This is a genomic window from Myxococcus sp. CA056 (assembly GCF_013336715.1).
GTDB classification, from domain to species: Bacteria; Myxococcota; Myxococcia; order Myxococcales; family Myxococcaceae; genus Myxococcus; species Myxococcus llanfairpwllgwyngyllgogerychwyrndrobwllllantysiliogogogochensis.
The window spans coordinates 1,171,224-1,191,663 of record NZ_JABUMT010000002.1; the positions used below are offsets into that span (position 1 = coordinate 1,171,224).

13 protein-coding genes are annotated in these 20,440 nt (G+C 68.6%); 6 read left to right on the plus strand and 7 right to left on the minus strand.

All coding sequences use genetic code 11. The annotated features are described in order from the left end of the window. Positions 1–81 precede the first annotated feature (81 nt). The 3 genes from HUA76_RS12310 to HUA76_RS12320 are packed head-to-tail and all read right to left on the minus strand — an operon-like array spanning position 82 to position 4,094. Positions 82–2,184, minus strand: coding sequence for a BatA domain-containing protein (locus tag HUA76_RS12310; RefSeq protein WP_174460918.1), 2,103 nt, complete (start codon positions 2,182–2,184; stop codon positions 82–84). Next, positions 2,181–3,059: a DUF58 domain-containing protein gene (locus HUA76_RS12315; protein ID WP_141641670.1), complete on the minus strand. Its 879-nt coding sequence runs from the start codon at positions 3,057–3,059 to the stop codon at positions 2,181–2,183. The genes HUA76_RS12310 and HUA76_RS12315 overlap by 4 nt, the downstream gene beginning before the upstream one ends. A 6-nt stretch (positions 3,060–3,065) precedes the next feature. Next, a complete protein-coding gene (locus HUA76_RS12320) occupies positions 3,066–4,094 on the minus strand; it encodes a MoxR family ATPase (protein WP_141641671.1) in 1,029 nt (342 codons plus the stop codon). 278 nt (positions 4,095–4,372) lie between these two features. Here HUA76_RS12320 and HUA76_RS46050 point away from each other — a divergent pair, with 278 nt between their 5' ends. From HUA76_RS46050 to HUA76_RS12335, 3 genes are all read left to right on the plus strand, one after another. Next, positions 4,373–5,746: a hypothetical protein gene (locus HUA76_RS46050; protein ID WP_174460919.1), complete on the plus strand. Its 1,374-nt coding sequence runs from the start codon at positions 4,373–4,375 to the stop codon at positions 5,744–5,746. Positions 5,747–6,034: 288 nt separating this feature from the next. Next, positions 6,035–7,489: a metallophosphoesterase gene (locus tag HUA76_RS12330; protein ID WP_174460920.1), complete on the plus strand. Its 1,455-nt coding sequence runs from the start codon at positions 6,035–6,037 to the stop codon at positions 7,487–7,489. Between the two features lie 123 nt (positions 7,490–7,612). Then, on the plus strand, positions 7,613–8,167 hold the full coding sequence (locus HUA76_RS12335) for a hypothetical protein (protein ID WP_174454212.1): 555 nt from the start codon (positions 7,613–7,615) through the stop codon (positions 8,165–8,167). Positions 8,168–8,260: 93 nt separating this feature from the next. On the opposite strand, the gene HUA76_RS12340 is transcribed toward HUA76_RS12335, so the two are convergent. The 3 genes from HUA76_RS12340 to HUA76_RS12350 form a co-directional block, all read right to left on the minus strand. Then, positions 8,261–9,673, minus strand: a complete 1,413-nt coding sequence (locus tag HUA76_RS12340; protein WP_174460921.1) for a fibro-slime domain-containing protein — start codon at positions 9,671–9,673, stop codon at positions 8,261–8,263. Positions 9,674–9,838: 165 nt separating this feature from the next. After that, positions 9,839–10,192 (minus strand): hypothetical protein, encoded by a 354-nt coding sequence (locus HUA76_RS12345; protein ID WP_174460922.1) that lies wholly within the window; start codon positions 10,190–10,192, stop codon positions 9,839–9,841. Between the two features lie 270 nt (positions 10,193–10,462). Beyond that, the gene (locus tag HUA76_RS12350; protein WP_174460923.1) at positions 10,463–14,632 is read right to left on the minus strand and encodes a MopE-related protein; all 4,170 of its coding nucleotides are present in this window, start codon (positions 14,630–14,632) and stop codon (positions 10,463–10,465) included. A gap of 391 nt (positions 14,633–15,023) precedes the next feature. Here HUA76_RS12350 and HUA76_RS12355 point away from each other — a divergent pair, with 391 nt between their 5' ends. Then, on the plus strand, positions 15,024–15,545 hold the full coding sequence (locus HUA76_RS12355) for an RNA polymerase sigma factor (protein WP_174454216.1): 522 nt from the start codon (positions 15,024–15,026) through the stop codon (positions 15,543–15,545). Here HUA76_RS12355 and HUA76_RS12360 read toward each other — a convergent pair. Next, positions 15,514–16,680 (minus strand): hypothetical protein, encoded by a 1,167-nt coding sequence (locus tag HUA76_RS12360; protein ID WP_174460925.1) that lies wholly within the window; start codon positions 16,678–16,680, stop codon positions 15,514–15,516. The genes HUA76_RS12355 and HUA76_RS12360 overlap by 32 nt on opposite strands. Positions 16,681–16,822: 142 nt before the next feature. On the opposite strand from HUA76_RS12360, the gene HUA76_RS12365 reads away from it, so the two are divergent. Both HUA76_RS12365 and HUA76_RS12370 read left to right on the plus strand, forming a co-directional pair. Beyond that, positions 16,823–20,182 (plus strand): TIGR02266 family protein, encoded by a 3,360-nt coding sequence (locus tag HUA76_RS12365; protein WP_174460926.1) that lies wholly within the window; start codon positions 16,823–16,825, stop codon positions 20,180–20,182. Positions 20,183–20,215: 33 nt separating this feature from the next. Then, positions 20,216–20,428 (plus strand): ClpX C4-type zinc finger protein, encoded by a 213-nt coding sequence (locus HUA76_RS12370; protein ID WP_174454219.1) that lies wholly within the window; start codon positions 20,216–20,218, stop codon positions 20,426–20,428. Positions 20,429–20,440 lie beyond the last annotated feature (12 nt).

Below are 20,440 nucleotides of genomic sequence, written 5' to 3' on the forward strand. Positions count from 1 at the left end.
TCACGCAGTCACACCACGTCTGCCTTCAGCACGGCGGCATGCACCCCACGCGACAGTCCGCGTGGGCATGCGTGTCGGGAGCTACTTGCGCAGCAGCGTCCCCTCGAAGAAGAACGCGACGCACGCGGCCAGGATGAGCCACGTCCACAGCGGCACGGTCGGCCGGTCCTCGTCACCGCTGGACGCCTTCACCGTCTCCTCACCGAAGTACGCGGTGAGGGTGTCCTGCGGCACGCGCGTCAGGTCGCTCTCCGCCGGGTCGAGCATCGCCGCGAAGGACAGCGCCGGCTGCATCTTCCCGTCCGCGCCCAGCACCGAGTACGCCCCCGGCTCCAGCACCGGCCCCGCCACCACCGAGCCATCCGGCTGCTCCTTCACCGGCAGCTCGCTCCCATCCGGCGCCTTCACGGCCGTCACCTTCTGCGAGCCCTCCGGCCGCAGCGTCACCTGCTCACCCACGCGCACGCGCACCTCCTCGCGCTCCTCCAGTGAGCCGGTGAGGTACGCCGCGAAGCGCTGCATCAGCGGCAGGAAGCTGGTGCGGATGGCGAAGTCACTCCAGTCACGGTCCACCGTGCTGGTGAACATGGCCACCCGGCCCTTGCCCTTGCGCATCACCGCCACCGCGGGCGCCCCGTCCTCGTACGTGGCCAGCACCTGGCTCGCGCCGGGCGACGCCGGGTTGTCCGCCTCCAGCAACACGTACCGGTAGAAGCGCGCGCCGATGAGCCCCTCCTCCGCCCGCCCCGTGAAGGGCGAGAAGAGCACGTGCTCCTGCTTCACCTGCGCCAGCCGCGCCGCCTTCGTCTCCGCTTCCGGGTCCGTCTCGCGCTCCGCGCTGGTGCGCACCACGCGCAGCGGCCTGGGCAACACCGCCCCCAACCGCTGGTTGTAGTCCTCCGTGTTCACCCGGTCGCCCATGCTCAGGAACAGCCCGCCGCCGTTCTCCACGAAGGCCGCCAGCCGCGCCGCCTCCTCTGGAGTGGGCGCCGGCACGTTCAACAGCAGCACCAGGTCGTACGCGGCGAAGTCCTCGCGCAGCCCCACCTCCGAGTCACGCACCGCGACTTCCACCGGAGAGCCGGGCGCCGTCAGCGCCGCGTCCACGAAGAACGCCTCGTCGCGGTAGCGCGTCGCATGGGGCGCGCCATTCACCACCAGCGCCTTGAGCGCCTTGGGCACCGGCAACACGAACGCCCGTCGGTCATCCTCCGCCAGCGAGTCCGACGCCAGCGTCACCTGGCCCACCACCGTGCCACCCTGTGGGAAGCGCACCGTCAGCGCCTTCTGCGTGGTGCCACCCGCGGGCACGTCGACGAAGCCCTTGGCCAGCGTCGTCTCGCCCGTGCGCACCGCGGCCTCCAAATCCTTGGCCGCCTCCGTTCCGAAGTTGCGCACCGTGAAGGTGAACTGGAACGAGCGCGGCCCCGCCTGGAGCGCGGGCTCCACCTTCAGGTCCACAATCGCGTGGTTGTTGAGCGCCTCGCGGCCCTCGGCCACATCGCGCAGCACGACTTCGGGCTTCACCGGCGCCCCCGTGGGGCCCTTCACCGTGGGCGGCGGCGCCTCCAGCCGGAACGCCGAGGCCGCCATGTCGGAGACCACCACCAGCCGCTTGGCGACCATGGGGTTCTCCTCCAGCGAGCGCGACGCCATCTCCATGCACCGCGACAGGTCCGCCGCCCCGTAGGTCGGCTTTGCTTCATCCACGAGTCCGCGCAGCCGCGCCCGGTCGAACCCCGGAGGCGGAGGCGCGGCGGGGGAGCTGGTGCACACCAGCACCGTGGCGGGCTCCTCGGGCAGCAGGTCCTTGAGCGCGTCGCGCGCCTCGTCCCGTCCTCGCTCGAAGAGCGACGTGCCGTCCGTCCAACGCATGGACAGCGACGCGTCCAGGATGATGGCCGTGGCGGCCGGGCCCTTCACCACCTGCGCGGCGTGCGCGTCACGGCTCAGCTCCGGCCGGGCGAGCGCGATGGGAATCGCCAGCAGGATGAGCGTGCGCAGCGCGTACAACAGCAGGCGCTTGAGCTTGAGTCGGCTGGCGGTGCGCTTCTGGCTGCGCAGCACGAAGGCCAGCGGGCCGAACGGATGGGGACGCGGCCGACGTCGGTCGAACAGGTGCACCAGCAGGGGGATGAGCGCGCCCAGCGCGCCCAGCAGCATCCACGGATTGCCAAACGTCACCCGCGCCTCCCGCGTCGCCCCAGGTAGCGCAGCAGCACGTCGTCCAGCTTCTCGTCGGTGCGCACCAGCTCGTAGTCCACGTCCGCCTCCGCGCACGAGGCCTTCACGCTGGCCAGGAAGGCGTGGAACTCCTCCAGGTAGCTCTCCTTGATTTCGCGCGGATTCACCTCGATGCGGCCCTCACCCTCCATGTCCAGGAAGAGCGTGGGGTCATCGAAGGGGAACGTCAGCTCCGCCGGGTCCACGACGTGGAACAGCGACACGTCGTTCTTGCGCTGCCGCAGCGCGAGCACCCGCTTGAGCGCGTCCTGCTTCTCGTCGAGCAAATCCGACAGGACGATGACGGTGGAGCGCCGGGGCAGCACCTCCGCCAGGTGGTCCGCCGCGCTGCCCAGGTCGGTGCCTCCGCCCGGCGTCGTGGCGTCCAGCGTCTCCAGCAGCACGTTGAGGTGGCCCGCGGACGCGCGCGGCGGCACGTCCTTCCACTTGCCGCCGGTGAGCAGCGCCAGCCCCGCCGCGTCCTGCTGACGCACCAGCAGGTAGCACAGCGCTCCCGCCAGCGTGGTGGCGACCTCCAGCTTGTTCAGCGCGCCGCTGCCGTAGCCCATGGAGGCGGACGCATCCACCACCATGACCGAACGCAGGTTCGTCTCGTGCTCGAAGCGCTTGACGTAGTATTTGTCGAACTTGCCGTAGGCCTTCCAGTCCAGGTGGCGCAGCTCGTCGCCGGGGGCGTATTCCTTGTGCTCGGCGAACTCCACGCTCTGCCCCTGGTGGGGGCTCTTGTGGAGGCCGGACAGCACCCCCTCCATCACCGCGCGGGCACGCAGCTTCACGCCCTTGAGGCGGGCCAGCGTCTGGGCATCGAGCAGCACGCGGCGCTAGCCCTTCACCACCGTGAGGAGCTGGTCGATGAGCTTCACGGAGGTGATGCCCTCGCTCTCCGCGGTGAAGTTGGGCAGCACGCGGTGACGCAGCACCGGCCGCGACAGCGCCCGCACGTCCTCCACCGTGGCCACGAAGCGGCCGTGGAGAATCGCGCGCGCCTTCGCCGCGAGCACCAGGTACTGGCTGGCGCGAGGCCCCGCGCCCCAGGACACGTTCTTCGCCACGAAGTCCGGTACGCCGGGCTCCTTGGGGCGGGTGTTGCGCACCAGCTCCACCGCGAAGCGCACCACGTGGTCCGGCACCGGCACGCGCCGCACCAGCTCCTGCAGCGCGAGGATGCGCTCGGGCGACAGAATCTTCTCCAGCTTCGGCTGCTCGCCGCCCGTGGTGCTCTTGACGATCTGCACCTCTTCCTCGGCCGTGGGGTAGCCCACGTCGACGAGGAACATGAAGCGGTCCAACTGCGCTTCCGGAAGCGGGTACGTGCCTTCCTGCTCAATCGGGTTCTGGGTGGCGAAGACGAGGAAGGGCAAATCCAACGGATACGTCCGGCCGCCCGCGGTGATGCGGTACTCCTGCATGGCCTGGAGCAGCGCGGCCTGCGTCTTGGGCGGCGTGCGGTTCACCTCATCCGCGAGGATGATGTTGGCGAACAGCGGCCCCTGCACGAAGCGGAAGTTGCGCCGGCCGGTGGTGCGGTCCTCCTCCAGGATGTCCGTGCCGGTGATGTCCGACGGCATCAGGTCCGGAGTGAACTGGATGCGGTTGAAGGAGAGGTTGAGGACGTCCGCCAAGGTGGAGATGAGCAGCGTCTTGGCGAGGCCGGGCACGCCGACGAAGAGGCAGTGGCCCCGGCTGAAGAGCGAGATGAGCAGGTGCTCGACGACTTCCCGCTGGCCGACGACGCGCTTCTCAATCTGGCCGACGATGGCGTTTCGAGCCTCGGCGAGCTCCTCGACTGCGCGGAGGTCGTCGCTCGAGGGGTCGGGCACGGGACGTGGGGCGGGGGCGGCGCTTTCCATGGAAGGAGTCTCTTAATTCGCGGGCGGCGCCCGGACCAACGGTTTCCTCCTTCCGAGCAGCCGAGTCGTGAGGTGGCAACCGTTGGAGCGGGGGGCTATTCCGCTGCCATACACTCTGGAACAGGCCCGAAAGGGGCCTGGGCCCCTCCGTGCCTGCACGCCCCCCGAGCAGGGCCAGCCCCCCGAGGGGCAGGGGGAATGCCGCCTCGCGGACACGCTGCTTACCGTCTCCGGAGAACCGGCCTCCGACGGACGGCGGCCGTCTCCGGGGTGCGCGCATGCGGTTTGAGCGAGCGGGACGTTGGTTCCACGGCTGGCGGGTGATGGGGCCCGTGGCCCTCCTCTGGGGGGCCGGGCTGGCGTGTGGCTCCCAGCAGGACGCTCCCGAGCCCCCCGGGGAGACCGCCGCGCCCGGAGCCGACGGGGTGGCGCCGTCCGGGCCGGAAACGCCGCCCTCGGAGTCCACTTCGCCGCCCTCGGGCGCGCTGCCGGAGGGCACCCTCTGGGAGACCCGCGTGGGTGGGCCGCAGGACGACACGCCGTCCGGCCTCGCCGTGGGACGCGGCGGCGACGTGGTGATGGTGGTGTCGCAGACACCCCGGCAGGACGCCGACCGCGAGCCGGTGGAGGGGGAGCTGCTGGCGGTGGAGCTGGCGCGGTATTCGCCGGAGGGGACGTCGCACTGGGTGCAGGACTTTCCCCGGGAGCGGCTCTCGGAGCTGAGGGTGGCGGCCTCGCCGGGCACGGACGGCGCGGTGTTCCTCACCGGCAATGCGTTCCTGTATCCGGCGAACTTCGGGCTGGGAGCGGCGCAGGACGGCTTCGTGGTGCGCTTCAACGCGGAGGGGCGCGCGACGTGGCAGCAGCGCGTGGGGCAGAAGGCGCGGGCGGTGGCGGCGGACCCGGCCGGGGGCGTGGTGGTGGCGGGCGAGGAGTGGGAAGGCGAGGTGCAGGACCCGGTGCTGACGCACTACGCGGAGGACGGCTCGGTGCGCTGGACGCGGCGGCTCACCGGGACGGGCGAGGGCACGGCGCTGCACGCGGTGGCGCTGGCGCCGTCGGGGCAGACGGTGCTCGCGGGGCAGCTCTCCGACACGCTGGAGGTGGATGGCGAGTCGTTCGGCGCCAAGGGCCGGCGCGGCTTCGTGGTGCTCGCGTTCGACGAGGCGGGGAAGCTGGTGTGGGGACGGGAGCTGCCGGGCGCGAAGGGGCAGGTGACGTCGGTGGCGGTGGGGCCGGAGGGCGCGGTGACGGTGGCGGGGGACTTCACGGGCCTGCTCGTGTGGGGCGGCACGTCGCTGGGGACTCAAGGACCGTTCGTGCTCGGCGTGGGCGCGGAGGGCGAGGTGCGCTGGCTGAAGCAGCCGGAGTGCGGCGACCAGGCGTCGGAGGGTGTCGCGGCGGCGGTGGATGACGCGGGCGCGGTGATGGTGGCGTGCGGTGACGTGCTCACGCGCTACGCGGCGGATGGGACGCAGCAGGGCGAGCGCAAGCTGCCGGCGGAGGGCTGCGCGAGCGGCGAGTGCTCGCTCGCGGTGACGGGGCTCGCGATGGTGCCCGGGCGCGGACTGGCCGTCGCGGGCTGGCAGCGCGATGGCGGCGGGGACGGGTGGAACCAGGACGCGTTCCTGCGGGTGGTGACGCCGGAGTGAGTGGGCCCGGACGTTCGCCCGCGAGTGTCCCTCCACGTCTCCGCATCAATCTGAAGCGGACCTCGGGTGCCATGCGCACGCTCGGGGTTGCTTAGATGTTTGTGTAAAATTCGAGAGACATTGCTCACCGCTCCGTCGTGACGGTGTTGTGTGTTGCTCGCAGTCGGACACATGGAGTTCCTGGGATGGGACTCAAGCGATAACCAAGGCCGGAATTCGGTATTTCGCGGTAAACACCGAGTTGAAGCCGACGAACCCTGTTTTCATCCCATCCTGGAAAGAGACACCATGAGTCCCTTGAGAGTCGTTGCATCCCTGTCGCTGTGGGGCGTGCTGTCAGCCTGTGGCGGCGGCACGTCACCCGACGAGGTATCCGAGACAGCTTCCAGCAAGGCCGCGCTGGACTGCGCCGCCATGAGCGCGCCGGTGTATCACCGCATCCGGGTGAGCAACGGCGACAGCCTCTACACGCTCAACGCGAACGAGGCGGCCAGCGCGGCGACGAACTACGGCTACACCGATGACCGGGGCGTGGCCTTCCGCGCCGCCGCCGTCGCGGGCCCGGGCCTGTCCACGGTGTATCGGTTGTACAGCCCGAGCCGGAACGAGCACTTCTGGACCATCGACGCGGCGGAGAAGCAGCAGCTCGCGACGCAGGGCGGGTTCACCACGGACGAGGGGACGGGCTTCTTCGCGTCGACGATGGCGGAGCCGTGCCTGGTACCTGTCTATCGCTATGCGAACGACACGCTGCGCAAGCACCGCTTCGCGACGACGGCGGCGGAGCGCTCGGCGCTGAGCGCGGCGGGGTGGGTGGACGAGGGCATCAAGTTCCACGCGGCGCCCACGACGGCGCAGCCCGTGGATACGAAGTTCACCCTGGTCATCATCCCGGACACGCAGAACGAGCTCATCTCGCAGTCCACGCTGATTGACCACCGGATGCAGTGGCTGGCGGATAACAAGGACGCGCTCGATATCCGCTTCGTGGGCCACACGGGCGACATGGCGAACTGGGACACGGCGGACCACATCCAGTACGTCCGGGCGAGCAACGCGTTCCAGAAGCTGGATGCCGCGCAGATTCCCTATGCCATCGCCATTGGCAACCATGACACCGCGGCGACGTGCCCCGGTGGCAGTGCGTGCCCTGGCAATGTGAACGCGAACCTCCGCAACACCACCACCTTCAACACGTACTTTCCGACGACGCGGTTCCGTGCGCTGGCGGGTGTGTTCGAGGCGGGCAAGTGCGACAATGCCTATCACACCTTCTCGGCGGGCGGGCTGAACTGGCTGGTCATCAACGTGGAGCTCTGGGCGCGGACGAATGCGGTCAACTGGGTGAAGAGCGTCGTGGAGCAGCACCCGCGTCACAACGTCATCGTGCTGACGCACTCGCACCAGACGAGTGGGGGCGGCATCGAGCAGGGCAATGGCGGGTATGGAAACAACAGCCCGCAGTACGTGTTCGACACCGCGCTCAAGCCGTACGCCAACGTGCGGTTCATCTTCTCCGGGCACGTGGGCACGGCGGCGTACAGCGAAGTCACCGGCACGCAGGGGAACAAAATCTACCAGATGCTGACCACGTACCATGACGGGACGTCGAACCCGACGCGGCTCATCGAAATCGACACCGCGGCGAACACGTTCTCCTCGCGGGTGTACCTGCCGTACACCAACGTGGAGAAGCAGGATGGAACGAAGTTCACCATCTCCAACGTGAACTGGGTGCGCTGACGAAGCGAAGGGGCCGGCACGCCAGCAGGCCGGCCCCTTCCTCCGTCGTGTCCTGTCAGTCCTCCCGGTAGAGGCACACCCAGGGGACAAGACACCGCATCGGTGGCGCCGTAAGCTTCGCTGATGATGCCGAGGCGACACCTGCAGCTGCTCCTCACCCTCGTGCTGCTGGGAGGCCTTCTTGGCTTCTTCGCGCTGTGCGACTCCGTGGATGCGGTGTCGTATCTGCTGTCCTGGAATGCCGTCATCCTCAGTCTGGGATTGGGGCTCGGGGTCTATGGCTCCCGGTCGGCCCCCCGGGGGTTCCGTGTGGGGCTCCTGGTGGCCTTCGTCGGTGGCGTGGTGGGCATCCGCCTCACCGAGTGGAACTCCCGCAAGCCCTTCCTCCGAGACTTCTCCTTGCTTCGGATTGGCATGACGCGCGGTGAGGTCGAAGCCGTGATGGGCCGCTACATCGAGGGAACGGGCTGGCCCGCGAATCCCTACGTGCGGCCAGAAGCGCCTCATGGAATGGGGAGCGAGCACGCGAGAGATGCCAGACGGAGCCCGGGTGGCGCCTTGGAGCTCAAGGACAGCGTGGTCTACCGGCACACCCACCAGGGATGGGGCGACTCTGACTGGGGAATCGTGCGCTTCGAAGCGGGCCGGGTGGCTGAGCTGTCCTTCTCGCCTGACTGAAGCCGCACCGGCGTTCGTGGCGTCGAAGCACCTGCGAGGTGAGCGGGCCCGTCGAGTCGGGTGACACCGGCCCGCTCACGCGATGCTCATGGCTCAGGGCAGTTCGAGCTGGCAGGTGGCGTTGCAGCCGTCGAGGCTCCGGAGGTTGCCGTCATCGCACTGTTCCCCTTCGACGAGGTGAACGATGCCATCGCCGCAGCGAGGACCCCTGACGCAGCCCGGGGCGCACTGGCTGTAGCCACCGTCGTTGATGCCGTCATCACACTGCTCACCGGGGTCCGTGGTTCCGTTGCCGCAGAGGGGCTCCGGGTCGGGCCCGGGCACGCACTGGGTGCGTCGCGAGGGACGGAAGAAGTTGTTGAGCCCCAGCCGATACGAAGACGCCCGGGTGTGGCGCTCGGCCTGGAACACCGCGAGCTGGTAGGTGCCGCCCACGATGAGGCCCAGCTGGCTTGCGCGCTGTGACAGGGTGAGGGAGGCGGTTTCGGCCGCGTGGATTCCGCCCAGGTCCACCGCGAGAATGCCGTTGATGAACACCCAGACATCGTCATCGCCACGGAAGGTGAGGACCTCGTCACCCCGGTACTCGAACCAGTAGCGCGTCTCGCTGGTGAAGTTGAAGTTGTGGAGCTGGGCGGGGGAGCTGTTGTCCGCCCGGAGAGGCTCGTGTCCGGAGGCCACCCAGCCCGCTGTGTCCAGGGGGAAGAAGGTCTGGTCGTCGAACAGGTATTGGCCAATGGCCTGCCGGGGGAGATTCAGGGTGCCAATGACGGTCTGGTTCACGTTGGGCACGTCTCGGAACCACTGGTCGAAGGCCGCCTTGCCGTGGGTGGTGGCGGAGGCCATGGAGGTCTTCGCGTAGACGGGTTTGCCCTGGGCGTCCAGCGTGGTGGCCACGATGCCCTTCTCACTGCCGAGGGCGTTCTCGAAGTCGATGTGGCCCCGGGGGAGTGAGCCCGTCGCGAGCAGGTCGTACCCGCGGAAGTCGCGGTAGACGATGGGGAGGGACAGCTGCGCGGGAGGGAGGTCGTCGACGGCCATGCAGATGAAGCCCGGCTCGAACTCGCAGGTCGGCGAGCAGCCGTCGTTGGCGAGCGTGTTGCCGTCATCGCACTGCTCGGACCTCAACTGGCCGTCGCCGCACACGTTCTCGCAGACTCCGTTGGAGCAGACAGGCTCGCGCGTGCACAGCGGTGTGCAGCCATCGCCCAGGTCGTTGTTGCCGTCGTCGCACTCCTCCGAGGGGTGCTTGAGGGCATCACCGCAGACAGCGGGGCCGGCATCGGGTTCGGTCCCTGTTCCGGCATCGACGCCCGCGTCCGTTCCCGCGTCGTCGCCTGGCTCTCCGCAGCCCGGCTCCAGTTCGACAGTGGGGGCTTCCTGCACGCCCCGCATCCGGTCCGGGTCCGTCTCCGAGTCGTCCTCCCTTCCGCACGCGAACAGTGAGAGGACCAGGGAGGCGAGCAACACGCTCGCGAAGCGCAAGGGAGTACGATGGGGTGTCATGGGCAGTGGGTGTCTGGGGTTGGCGAACGGAGTCCACGCGGCTCCGCACGGGTGGACCATCCTGCCCGACGGCCCTGACATGCCCTGTTGTCCGGCTGTTATCTGACTTGCTCAAGAACCTTGATTGTAAATGTAGTTCGATGTGGCTCGTGAGCAGGCGCCGGCCTACTTGTGGACGAGGAGATAGTTGGCGGTGCCGCTGTGCCAGATGCCGTCCCGGTTGCTCCAGGGGCGCAGCTTGTACCGGGCGACGACCTGCCACGTGTACTGGTTGATCTGCACCACGTAGCACTCAAACTTCAGGAGTGCGTTGTCGCCCTCGGAGCCGGGCTCCTCGAACCCCATGTCCCGAGGGGACACGTGGATGACCCAGTCATTCACCGAGCCGGAGGGGACGGTGATGTAGTTGCCGTCGGAGGCCGTTCCGATGCGCGCGTTCTGCGCGAAGCTCTCGCCCGCATACAGACACGTGAAGACAGAGAGCATGGCCAGGAAGGAGAGGCTGGTGCGTCGCGACATGGAAACTCCGGGGGTGGGCGCGGGCGTACCGAGACCCGCTTGGGCAGCCAAGCTAGGCCTCCGTTGCGAGGATTCAACTGGCCAGCACCCGGGGACGGGGTTCCCGTGAGCCATTGAATGAGCGTGAGGGATTATGCCCGATTCTTGAGAGTCGAGTGGCCAGCTCAGTCCAGAAGGGGCCGGCGGGACAGGCCGGCCCCTTTCCTTCATCCGCGAGTCACGGGGCGTGGAGTTGAGCCCGGTTCAGGAAGGTCCCCTGGTGATTGGCTATCATTGGTTGGGGTACTGATCCGGGCAGACGTGCATGTAGGGGCACTCAATGCAGCCCTCGTTGGCGATGCCGTTGCAATTGTTGTCCAGGCTGTCATAGCACATCTCCCACTGGGCAGGGGACATGGCTGCGGTCGTGTCATTGCAGTCCGAGGCCTCGCTGACATAGCCAGACGGCTGTCCACAGGACTGAGTCGAGGTGAAATCGACGCCATAGCCGTCCCCATCGGCATCCCGGTACCAGGTCTGGGTGGCAAGCCCCTCATCTACGGCGCTGTCGCAGTCGTTGTCCATGGAGTCACATGTCTCCGTCGCATTGGGGTGGATGTTGGGGTTGCCGTCGTGGCAGTCCCCGGTTTGCGTGGTGTGGAACTGGATGAGGCAGCCCATCGTGCCCGGATGGCTGGCGGAGCCGTAGCCGTCGTGGTCCGCGTCCGGATAGAGCCTGCGCAGGGCTCCTTCATCCACCTCCCCATTGCAGTTGTTGTCGGCGAAGTCGCAAATCTCGGCGGCTCCGGGATTCCGGCTCGCCGAGGAGTCGCTGCAGTCATCGGCGTTCGCCACATAGCCGCCAGGCTGGGTGCAGGAGGCGGTCGGTAGGGTGGGGTTGCCGTAGCCGTCCGCATCCGCATCCCGATAGAAGGTGAGCAGCACGCCTTCGTCCGCGGAGCCGTTGCAGTTGTTGTCCAATCCGTCGCAGCTCTCCGTCCTCCCGGGAGAGACATTCGAGCGGGCGTCGTCGCAGTCGGAGCTGTTCGCGACGTAGCCGCCGGGCTGAGCACAGGTGGACGCGGAGAGGCTCGAGGCGCCGTATCCATCGCCATCCGCATCCCGGTACCACGTGGGAATCACGCCTTCATCCGCCTGCCCATTGCAGTTGTTGTCCACGGAGTCGCAGACCTCCGAGGCGCTGGGACGGATGCTCGCGCTGCTGTCGTTGCAGTCGGTGGCATCCCCGACATATCCACCGGGCCGCGAGCAGGCCTGGGTGGGCAGGCCCGCGTTGCCATACCCATCACCGTCGGCGTCACGATAGAAGGTGGACTGCACCCCCTCGTCCGCGGCGCCGTTGCAGTTGTTGTCCACCGAGTCGCAGACCTCCGTGGCGCCGGGACGAATGCTCGCGCTGGCGTCGTTGCAGTCGGTGGCATCCGCGACATAACCACCGGGCCGCGAGCAGGCCTGGGTCGGCAGGCCCGCGTTGCCAGCCCCGTCACCATCGGCGTCACGGTAGAAGGTGGACTGCACGCCCTCGTCGGTGGCGCCGTTGCAGTTGTTGTCCGCACCGTCACAGACCTCCGTGCCCCCGGGGCGGATGCTCGCGCTGGTGTCGTTGCAGTCGCTGGCGTTCGCCGCGTACCCACCGGGCTGGGCGCAAGCGTGTGTCGGCTGGCTTGCGTTGCCGTACCCGTCACCATCCGCGTCCCGGTAGAAAGTCGACGTCACGCCTTCGTCCGTGACGCCGTCGCAGTTGTTGTCCACCGAGTCGCAGACCTCCGAGGCGCCAGGACGGACGCTCGCGCTGGCGTCGTTGCAGTCAGTGGTGTCCGTCACGTATCCAGCGGGCCGCGAGCACGCCTGAGTCGGCAGACCCGCGTTGCCGTGACCGTCCCCATCCGCGTCCCGATAGAACGTCGACGTCACCCCTTCATCCGTGGAGCCGTCGCAGTTGTTGTCCACGGCGTCGCACGTCTCCGTCGCGCCCGGCCTGATGCTGGCGCTGGTGTCATTGCAGTCACCGGCAATCGACACGTGCCCCGCGGGCTGGTCGCACTTCTGCGAGGTGCTGGAGGCCATGCCGTACCCGTCGCCATCGGCGTCGCGGTACCACGTCTGGGTGGCGAGGCCCTCGTCAGCGGAGCCGTTGCAATTGTTGTCGGCGCCGTCACAGACCTCCGTCGCGCCCGGCTGGATGCTCGCGTTGCCGTCGTTGCAGTCGCTGGCGTTCGACACGTAGCCGGAAGGTCGCGCACAGGCCTGCGTCGACTGCGCCGCGCTGCCGTAACCGTCCCCATCCGCGTCGCGGTACCACGCGCTCATCAGGCCTTCGTCGACCTGGGTGTCGCAGTCGTTGTCCACGCTGTCGCAGACCTCGCTGCCACCGGGCTTGATGGCCGCGTCGCCGTCGTTGCAGTCGACCGCGTTCGACACGTGGCCGGGAGGCTGGCGGCAGCCCTGGACGGCCTGTCCGACAGCGCCGAAGCCGTCTCCGTCCTGATCGCGATACCACGCCTGCGTGGCCAGCCCTTCGTCCGCCTGTCCATCGCAGTTGTTGTCCACGGCGTCGCACACCTCCGTGGCGCCGGGGTGCAGGCTCGGCTGGACATCGTCGCAGTCACCCGCGTTCGGCGCATGGCCCAGGGGCCGAGCACACGCCTGCGTCGACTGGGAGGTCACGCCGTAGTTGTCGCCGTCCTGGTCCCGGTACCACGCCTGGAAGGTGAACTCCTCGTCCGACTGACCGTCGCAGTCATTGTCCAGGCCATCGCACGTCTCCGACGAGGCGGCCTGCTTCTGCACGCACTCGATGGCGCCATGGGAGCAGTGCGTCACGCCGTCACCACAGACGCCCTGGGCACCCGTGGGGCACGCCACCAGGCCGCCAGGGTTCTCCTCGTCCGCCTGTCCATCACAGTCATTGTCCAGGCTGTCGCACGCCTCCGTGGACGCAGCCTGGTTTTGTGTGCAGACCACGCTTCCTTGAGTGCAGGCCGTGGTGCCCGCCGCGCACACGCCGGGCAGTCCCGTGGCGCAGCCCTCGCCGCCGCTCGGGTTGCCGTCGTCCGCCTGTCCGTCACAGCTGTCATCCACGCCGTTGCACTGCTCCGGTGCGCCCGGATAGGTGGTGGGCATGTAGTCGTCGCAGTCGATCTCCTCGACGAAACCGGGAGACGGTGTGCAGGCGGACTCGAAGAAGAACTCATCTCCGAAGCCATCCATGTCCCCGTCGAAATAGAACGTGTTGGTGAGCAGCGTGGACGTGGGCGTCGTCGTCGGCGTGGTGGACGTGCTGGTGCTGGTGCCGAGCTGTCCATGGATGTTGTTGCCCCAGGCCCACACGGGACAGCCCGGTCTCACCGCCACCACGTGCTGGGCTCCCGCGGAGATGGAGGTGGCGTCAGTGAGCCCTGTCGCGTCCACCGGCGTGGCGCTGTTCACCGTGGTGCCATTGCCGAGCTGGCCCGAGGCGTTGTGGCCCCACACCTTCACGAAGCCGTTGCCCATGATGACGGTGGACGTGTTGTGGCCCGCCGCGATGGCCGTGGCCGCGAACACGCCTCCTACCGGCGAGGGCGACAGCACGGGCGTGGGGGTAGCGCTGCCGGTCCCTGTCTGCCCGAAGGTGTTCTGGCCCCAGGCCCACACATTGCCGAACTGCTCGTCGATGATGAGCGAGTGGCCCGCTCCCGCGGCCATCGCCTTGGCGCGCGGAATTCCCGCCACCCGCGTGGGCGTCAGCACCATCGAGGGCGAGGTGCTTCCGGTGCCCACCTGCCCGGCGCTATTGAAGCCCCAGGCCCAGACCTGCCCGTCCGCGTCCAGTGCGAGGGTGTGATTCAAGCCCGCGGCGATGGCGCGAATGGTCGGCAGTCGCGTCACCTGGAAGGGCGAGGGCACCGATGCGCTCGTGGCTCCCGTGCCCAACTGTCCCGAGGCGTTCTGTCCCCAGGCCAAGACTTGTCCGTCCAGCGACAGGGCCAGGCAGAAGCTGCCATTGGCCGCGATGGCCTGGATGTTGGACAGCCCGGGCACCTGGGTGGGCACCAACACGAGGCCGCCTGTGTTCCCGAGCCCTGCTTGACCTGAGGCATTCTGGCCCCAGGTCCAGACATGTCCATCCACATCCAGCGCCAGGGAGTGGGCCGTGCCGGCGGCGACGGCCTTGATGGGGGGAAGCCCGTACACCCGGGTGGGCTGCGGCAGGGCCGCGGGGGTGATGCTGCCCGTCCCCACCTGTCCGAACGAGTTCTGTCCCCAGGCCCAGACCTCTCCGTCCTTCTTCAGGAACAGGGAGTGATAGGCGCCTGTCGCCACCATGCGCGGCACTCGCACGGAGGAGAGCCCTTGTCGCTTCGTGGTGAGGCTTGTCTCCTCGGAGACCTTCGGGGCGAGCTCCGGCTCTTCCCCGCAGCTCACGGATGCGACGACGACGAGGACCGCGCACAACACGCGGACTCGTGACGCTTCAGAACATGGACTTTTCAAGGCACGGCTCCTGAGGGCCAACCCAGACCCGGCCTCCCTCGGGTCATGGATGTTTTTGCTGGGGGAGTCCCGCCGGATACGGCCTGAGTCAGACAGGTCCTTCGGGGTGTCTGAGATACCCCGGATATGGTTGCGAGCCGGAGGGAGCGGGAGGCGGAGCCTTTGTCGCCCGAGATGGATTTCCTGGGACAGCGTGCCCGTCATCCATGGGACTGGCTGTCTTGCCAATGTCTTGCAGTCTGGATTATGAAGAGAGGTCTTCGTCGACTGGCTGGTGGAAGGTGGACTCCGGTCGCGATGCGGTCGTGACGCTTCATGTTTCCGAACCGTGCGCCGACGACCCGGGTGGTCAGCCATGTCCTTTCCGCCAGCGCGGCGGCGAATCCCAGCGGGGGCATATCCCCCATGTCTGGAGTTGAGTGAACTCTATCTCCGACATGGGCGGGCCTTGCGTCAGCGGGCGCGGGCGTTGCTCGGAGGCGTGGACGAATCCGAAGACGTGCTCCAGGACGTCTTCCTGGCCATGCTGGCCAGCCCGGAGCTGCACCGGGGAGAGGCGTCGGTCTTCACGCTGCTGTCCCAGATGGTGACGCACAAGGCCCTGGACCGGTACCGGGCGCGAGCGCGCCGTCTGGTCTGGCACGCCCGACTGGGAAGTGAGGCCCGCTCCGATGATGGGGGCGAGAGCCTTCAGCGCGTCGAGGCAGCCAGGGATTTGCGTTGGATGGTCCGTTCCACGCCTGCCCAGGTCCTCACCGCCGCCCGCCTGCACTTCGTCGAGGGACACACGCAAGGCGAGGTCGCCGAGGTGCTCGGCGTGTCTCGAAAGACGGTGGTGCGCCTGCTCAAGCGACTGTGGGTCCAGGCCCGCTGCTGAGCGGCGCGCTGCCCAGCTTCAAATCCTTGTGCAGCCCCGCGTCGCGACTCACGCGCCAGATTTTCTGGTCCAGGTAGTAGTGGTGCAGCGCGAAGCCCCAGATGAAGCCCGACATGAAATCTCTCAGCGTCAGGCCCGCTCCCAGCGCGAGCTTCGCGTCGAACCCGCCACAGCCCGGATGCGCGCCAAAGCCACACCCCACGCCCCGGTACACCAACGTGAAGACCACGCCGCACACCGCGTAGATGAGGAAGCGCTGACTCACCTTCGGTGCCCAGCCGAAAGACGCCGCATCCGCGCCCGGTGAGTGATAGCGATTGCTGTGATAGAACCAGACGACGCCGTGGTACTGCACGTTGTGGAACGCCGTCACCGCCACGGCGAACATGATGAAGTCCATCCGCGCCGACACCGACGGCCAGAACACCACCGCCGACAGCCCCACCGCCGCCCCCATCATCAACAGCTTGGGCCCGTTCACCCGCTGACCTGTCCTCCACCGCCACACCTGCCGCCCCGCGCTCAGCACCCCCACCGCGAGCACCAGCGAGAAGCACGCCGCCGCGAGCACCGGCTCCCACGTGGGCGTCCCCGTCAGCCCCAACTGCTTGCGCGCTCCCGGATGCGTCACCGCGAACGCGACGAAGGGCGCGAGCAACCCCACATACAGCGTCACGCTGTCGAGCCGCCGGTCCACGAGCGACGTCTCGCCACCCTTGCGCTGGTACAGCGACATCAGCCCGTAGTGCTGTCGCACCACGTGCCAGTACGCCCACAGCGCGGCGAACGTGAGGAACAACAGGAAGGGCAGCTTGCTGCCCACCACCGTCGACACCGCGAAGCACAGGGGCCCCAGCGCGAACCACCCCAGACTCCCCAAGAGCAACCCGCGCCGCGTCTTCCACTCCCTCGCGTCCAGGTACGTGCGCGACACCGTCGCGAACAGGTGCGGCCCATCCAGCACCACCACCCACGCCCACCACAACGCCAGGCTGCTCACGCCACCCCAGACGTGAAGCCCGACAAGAGCGAGGCTCGCGCAGGCACCGCCCACCGTGGAAATCAGGTCGTGCCGGCGGTCGACGAGCCAGCCCGCGCGTGGCGCCTCGGAGGCGGTGAGAGGCAGAGTGCTCATGAGGCTCCTCGGGGACTCCACAAGATACAGGAAGGTGCAGGTAGGCCGCAGGCCCACCTGTCGCCGTCCATTGGCCGGTCGACCGACCAAGGGCCCAAAACCCTCTTGAGCCGGGCGCTGCGTACCGCGATGGTGGTGCGTTATGGATCAAGGCAGGCGCACCACGGACCGGAAGGCAGTCGGTCTGTTGGTGAAGCTCAAGCATGAAAGCGTGGGGAGCTTCGCGGAGGAGTTCGCCACCAACCTGAGCCCGGGCGGGATGTTCATCCGTTCGCGCACCCCCCAGCCCGTGGGGACACCCGTCAAATTCGAGGTGCAGATCGCCGGCGGCGTGCGCGTGCTGCACGGCACCGCCGATGTTCGGTGGATCCGCGAAGTGGGAGACCCCTCGGGCCCTCCCGGCATGGGCCTCCAGTTCCACGAACTGGACCCGGCCAGCCGCGCCCTCGTCGACATGATGCTCTTGCAGCGCAGGCCGGAGGCGCCCGCCGCCGTCGTCTCGCCGCTGCCCGCCATCGCGCCCTCCGTCGCCCCGCTGGCTCCCGCCATCGCGCCCCTGGCGCCGGCCGTCGCGCCCGTGCAGGTCCGTCCCGTCTCGCCGCCCGCCGCGAAGCCCGCGCCTCGCGCGACGGAAGGCGTGGCGCTCGATTCGCTCTTCGACGACATCGAGGCCCCGCCCACCCCCACGCTGGATGAGCCCTTCGACTTCTCTCCGCCCGCCTCCGCGGAGAACGACGTGGACATTCCGCTCGAGGAGCTCATCGCGAGCACGCCGCCGCCCGTCTCGCTTCCGGATGACGAGCCGCTGCCCGGGTTCGAATTCGAGATAGAGGCAGGACCGGGTGACGCACCTCTGGCCTTCGGGGAGGTGCTCGATGAGCCGGTGAGCCTCGACGAGGCGCCCATCGAGGTCGGCATCACCGTGGAAGAGGAGTCGGCTTCTTCCGCTCCGTCGCGCGCCAGCGGCCCGCTGGAGTTCGACCTGGATATGTCCGAGGCGGCCCTCTCGCCACCTCCTCCCGCTCCACGCGCCGCGCCCTCGCGGGCCAGCGGGCCGCTCGAGTTCGACCTGGACCTCAGCGAGGCGATGGAGGAGTCCCCTCCCACACCGCCCTCGCGCCCAGCCCCGCCTCCCGCGCGTCCCGCCGCGCCGCCGCCGGCTTCCAAGCCGAGCGGTGGGAGCTTCGAGTTCGAGCTGGATTTCAGCGAGGCCGTGGAGGAGTCCCCTCCCGCGCGCCCCGCCGCGCCGCCGCCCGCCGTGGCCGCCAGGCCGAGCGGTGGAGCCTTCGAGTTCGACCTGGACTTCAGTGAGGCCGTGGAGGAGTCCCCTCGCGCACCGCCTCCGCGCCCGGCCGCGCCGCCGCCTCCTCCGGCGTCCAAGCCGAGCGGTGGGAGCCTCGAGTTCGAGCTGGATTTCAGCGATGCCGTGGAGGAACTCCCTCCGGCGGCGCCGCCTCCGACGCGGACCTCGCCTCCGCCGCCTCCGTCCGCCACTCGCCCCGCTGGTGGCGGCCGCGAGTTCGACCTGGACCTGTCGGGGATGGGCGCGAGGCCCTCTCCCGGAGTCGCGGCGCCTCGGATGCCCGCGCCGCCTCCCGCCGCGGCCCGTCCTCCGCCTCCGCCCGCCGCGTTCCAGCCTCCACCGCCGCCGCCCTCGTTCCAGCCGCCGCCTCCGTCACCCGTGGCGGCCGCGTCGCTGCCCAATGTGCGCCGCGAGGCCCCTCGGGCTCCCGAGCCGGTGGGGACTCCCACGCTGCTCTCGCCGGCGTCAGCGAAGCCCGCGACACCGCTCGCCGCGCCCGCGCTGGATGAGCGGGGCCTGCCGAAGACGGTCTTCCTCCCGCCGCCTCCGCAAATCGTGGGCACGGGGCCCGTCATCGGCATCGACCTGGGCACCACCAACTCGTGCGTGGCGCTCTTGTCCAACGGGCGCCCCATGGTCCTTCGCTCGCGCGAGGGCTACAACACGATTCCGTCGGTCATCTCGCTCAACGCGCAGAACAAGCTGCTCGTCAGCCACCGCGCGAAGAACCAGCTCGTGTTGCGCCCGCAGCACACCATCTACGGCGCGAAGCGACTGGTGGGTCGTCCCTACGACAGCGCCGTGGTGAACCAGGTCCGCGAGCGCTTCCACTACGAAATCGTCCCCGATGCCGCCGGCCGCGCCGCCGTGCGACTGGCGGACAGCGTGCTCTCGCTGGAGGAGGTGCAGGCCATCATCCTCCGCGAGTGCAAGGAGATGGCGGAGGCCCACCTCAACCAGAAGGTGGAGCGCGCGGTGGTGACGGTGCCCGCGTACTACTCCGAGCCGCAGCGCGAAGCGGTGCGCAAGTCCGGCATCCTCGCGGGCCTCAAGGTGGAGCGCATCCTCAACGAGCCCACCTCGGCGGCGCTCGCGTATGGCCTCAACCGCGAGCTGAACAAGAAGGTCCTCGTCTACGATTTGGGCGGCGGTACCTTCGACGCCACCATCCTCAAAATCGAGAAGAACGTCTTCGAGGTGCTCGGCACCGGCGGCGACATCTTCCTGGGCGGCATCGACTTCGACAACCTCATCGTCGACTTCCTCCTCCAGCGCTTCCAGGAGAAGGAGGGCATGGCCTTCAACGGCGACGGCATCGCCCTGTCGCGCGTCAGCGACGCCGCCGAGCGCGCGAAGATGGCCCTCTCCGAGCGCGCCAGCTTCGAGGTCCACATCCCCATGTTGATGATGGACGATGCGGGCCGCCCTCGTGACTTGCGTGTCGTGATGACGCGGCAGGAGCTGGAGAAGATTTGCGACCCGCTGCTCAGCCGCACCGTGGACGTGGTGCGCGACGTGCTGCTGGACGCGAAGCTGAAGGCCAGCGAGGTGGACGACATCATCCTGGTGGGCGGTATGAGCCGCATGCCCCTGGTGCGCGAAAAGCTCAAGGGCCTGTTCGGCAAGGGCCCGCAGGCGAGCGTCAACGCGGACGAGGCCGTCGCCCTGGGCGCGGCGCTCTACTCGGGCTCGGTGGACAAGGTGAGCAGCGTGGTGCTCATCGACGTGCTGCCCATGACGGTCGGCGTGGCGATGCCCGGTGGCGTCTTCAAGCGCGTCATCGAGCGCAACAGCCCGCTGCCCGCGCAGCGCTCCTTCGCCCTCAACACGACGAAGGACAACGAGGAGTTCCTGGAGTTGTCCATCTTCCAGGGCGAGGACAACCACATCTCCGCCAACGAGTACCTGGGCACGGTGCGCATCGAGGGACTGCCTCGGGGGCCGAAGGGCTCGGTGCGCGTCGCCGTCACCATCAAGCTCGATTCGGAGTGCGTGCTGCATGTCGAGGCTCGCGAGTACTCCACGCGCAAGGAAGTGAAGGCCACGCTGGCCACGCGCTACTCACCCGAGGAGCTCCAGAAGCAGCTCCAGGTGAGCAAGGAGTCGGTGAAGGCCGCCGAGGAGCGCCGTGGCGCGGACCTGAAGGAGCGCGCGGGTGGCTTCTGGGGCTTCGTGAAGAAAGCGCTGGGCCGCAAGTAGCGGGCACGCCGAGGGACGAAAGGACCGTACGTCTTGAGCCAGCACACTCCCTCCCGTCGGCGCTGCTCCTTCTGCGGCGCCCCCGAGCATCAGGCGGGCCCGCTGCGACAGGGCACCGGCGGCGCCACCATCTGCGATGCGTGCGTGGTGCGTCTGTTCGCCGAACTGGACCGGCAAGCCTTCGCCCCCAGCCCGAATCCGAAGGGAAACACCGCCACGCTCCACAGTGGCTCGGACGACGCCTGACCTCGGGAGCTC

Bases quoted from the DNA above. Each gene is read 5' to 3' on its own strand.
- HUA76_RS12320 (WP_141641671.1), bottom strand. From the start codon at position 4,094: ATGGAAAGCGCCGCCCCCGCCCCACGTCCCGTGCCCGACCCCTCGAGC.
- HUA76_RS46050 (WP_174460919.1), top strand. From the start codon at position 4,373: ATGCGGTTTGAGCGAGCGGGACGTTGGTTCCACGGCTGGCGGGTGATG.
- HUA76_RS12330 (WP_174460920.1), top strand. From the start codon at position 6,035: ATGAGTCCCTTGAGAGTCGTTGCATCCCTGTCGCTGTGGGGCGTGCTG.
- HUA76_RS12335 (WP_174454212.1), top strand. From the start codon at position 7,613: ATGATGCCGAGGCGACACCTGCAGCTGCTCCTCACCCTCGTGCTGCTG.
- HUA76_RS12340 (WP_174460921.1), bottom strand. From the start codon at position 9,673: ATGACACCCCATCGTACTCCCTTGCGCTTCGCGAGCGTGTTGCTCGCC.
- HUA76_RS12345 (WP_174460922.1), bottom strand. From the start codon at position 10,192: ATGTCGCGACGCACCAGCCTCTCCTTCCTGGCCATGCTCTCTGTCTTC.
- HUA76_RS12355 (WP_174454216.1), top strand. From the start codon at position 15,024: ATGTCCTTTCCGCCAGCGCGGCGGCGAATCCCAGCGGGGGCATATCCC.
- HUA76_RS12360 (WP_174460925.1), bottom strand. From the start codon at position 16,680: ATGAGCACTCTGCCTCTCACCGCCTCCGAGGCGCCACGCGCGGGCTGG.
- HUA76_RS12365 (WP_174460926.1), top strand. From the start codon at position 16,823: ATGGATCAAGGCAGGCGCACCACGGACCGGAAGGCAGTCGGTCTGTTG.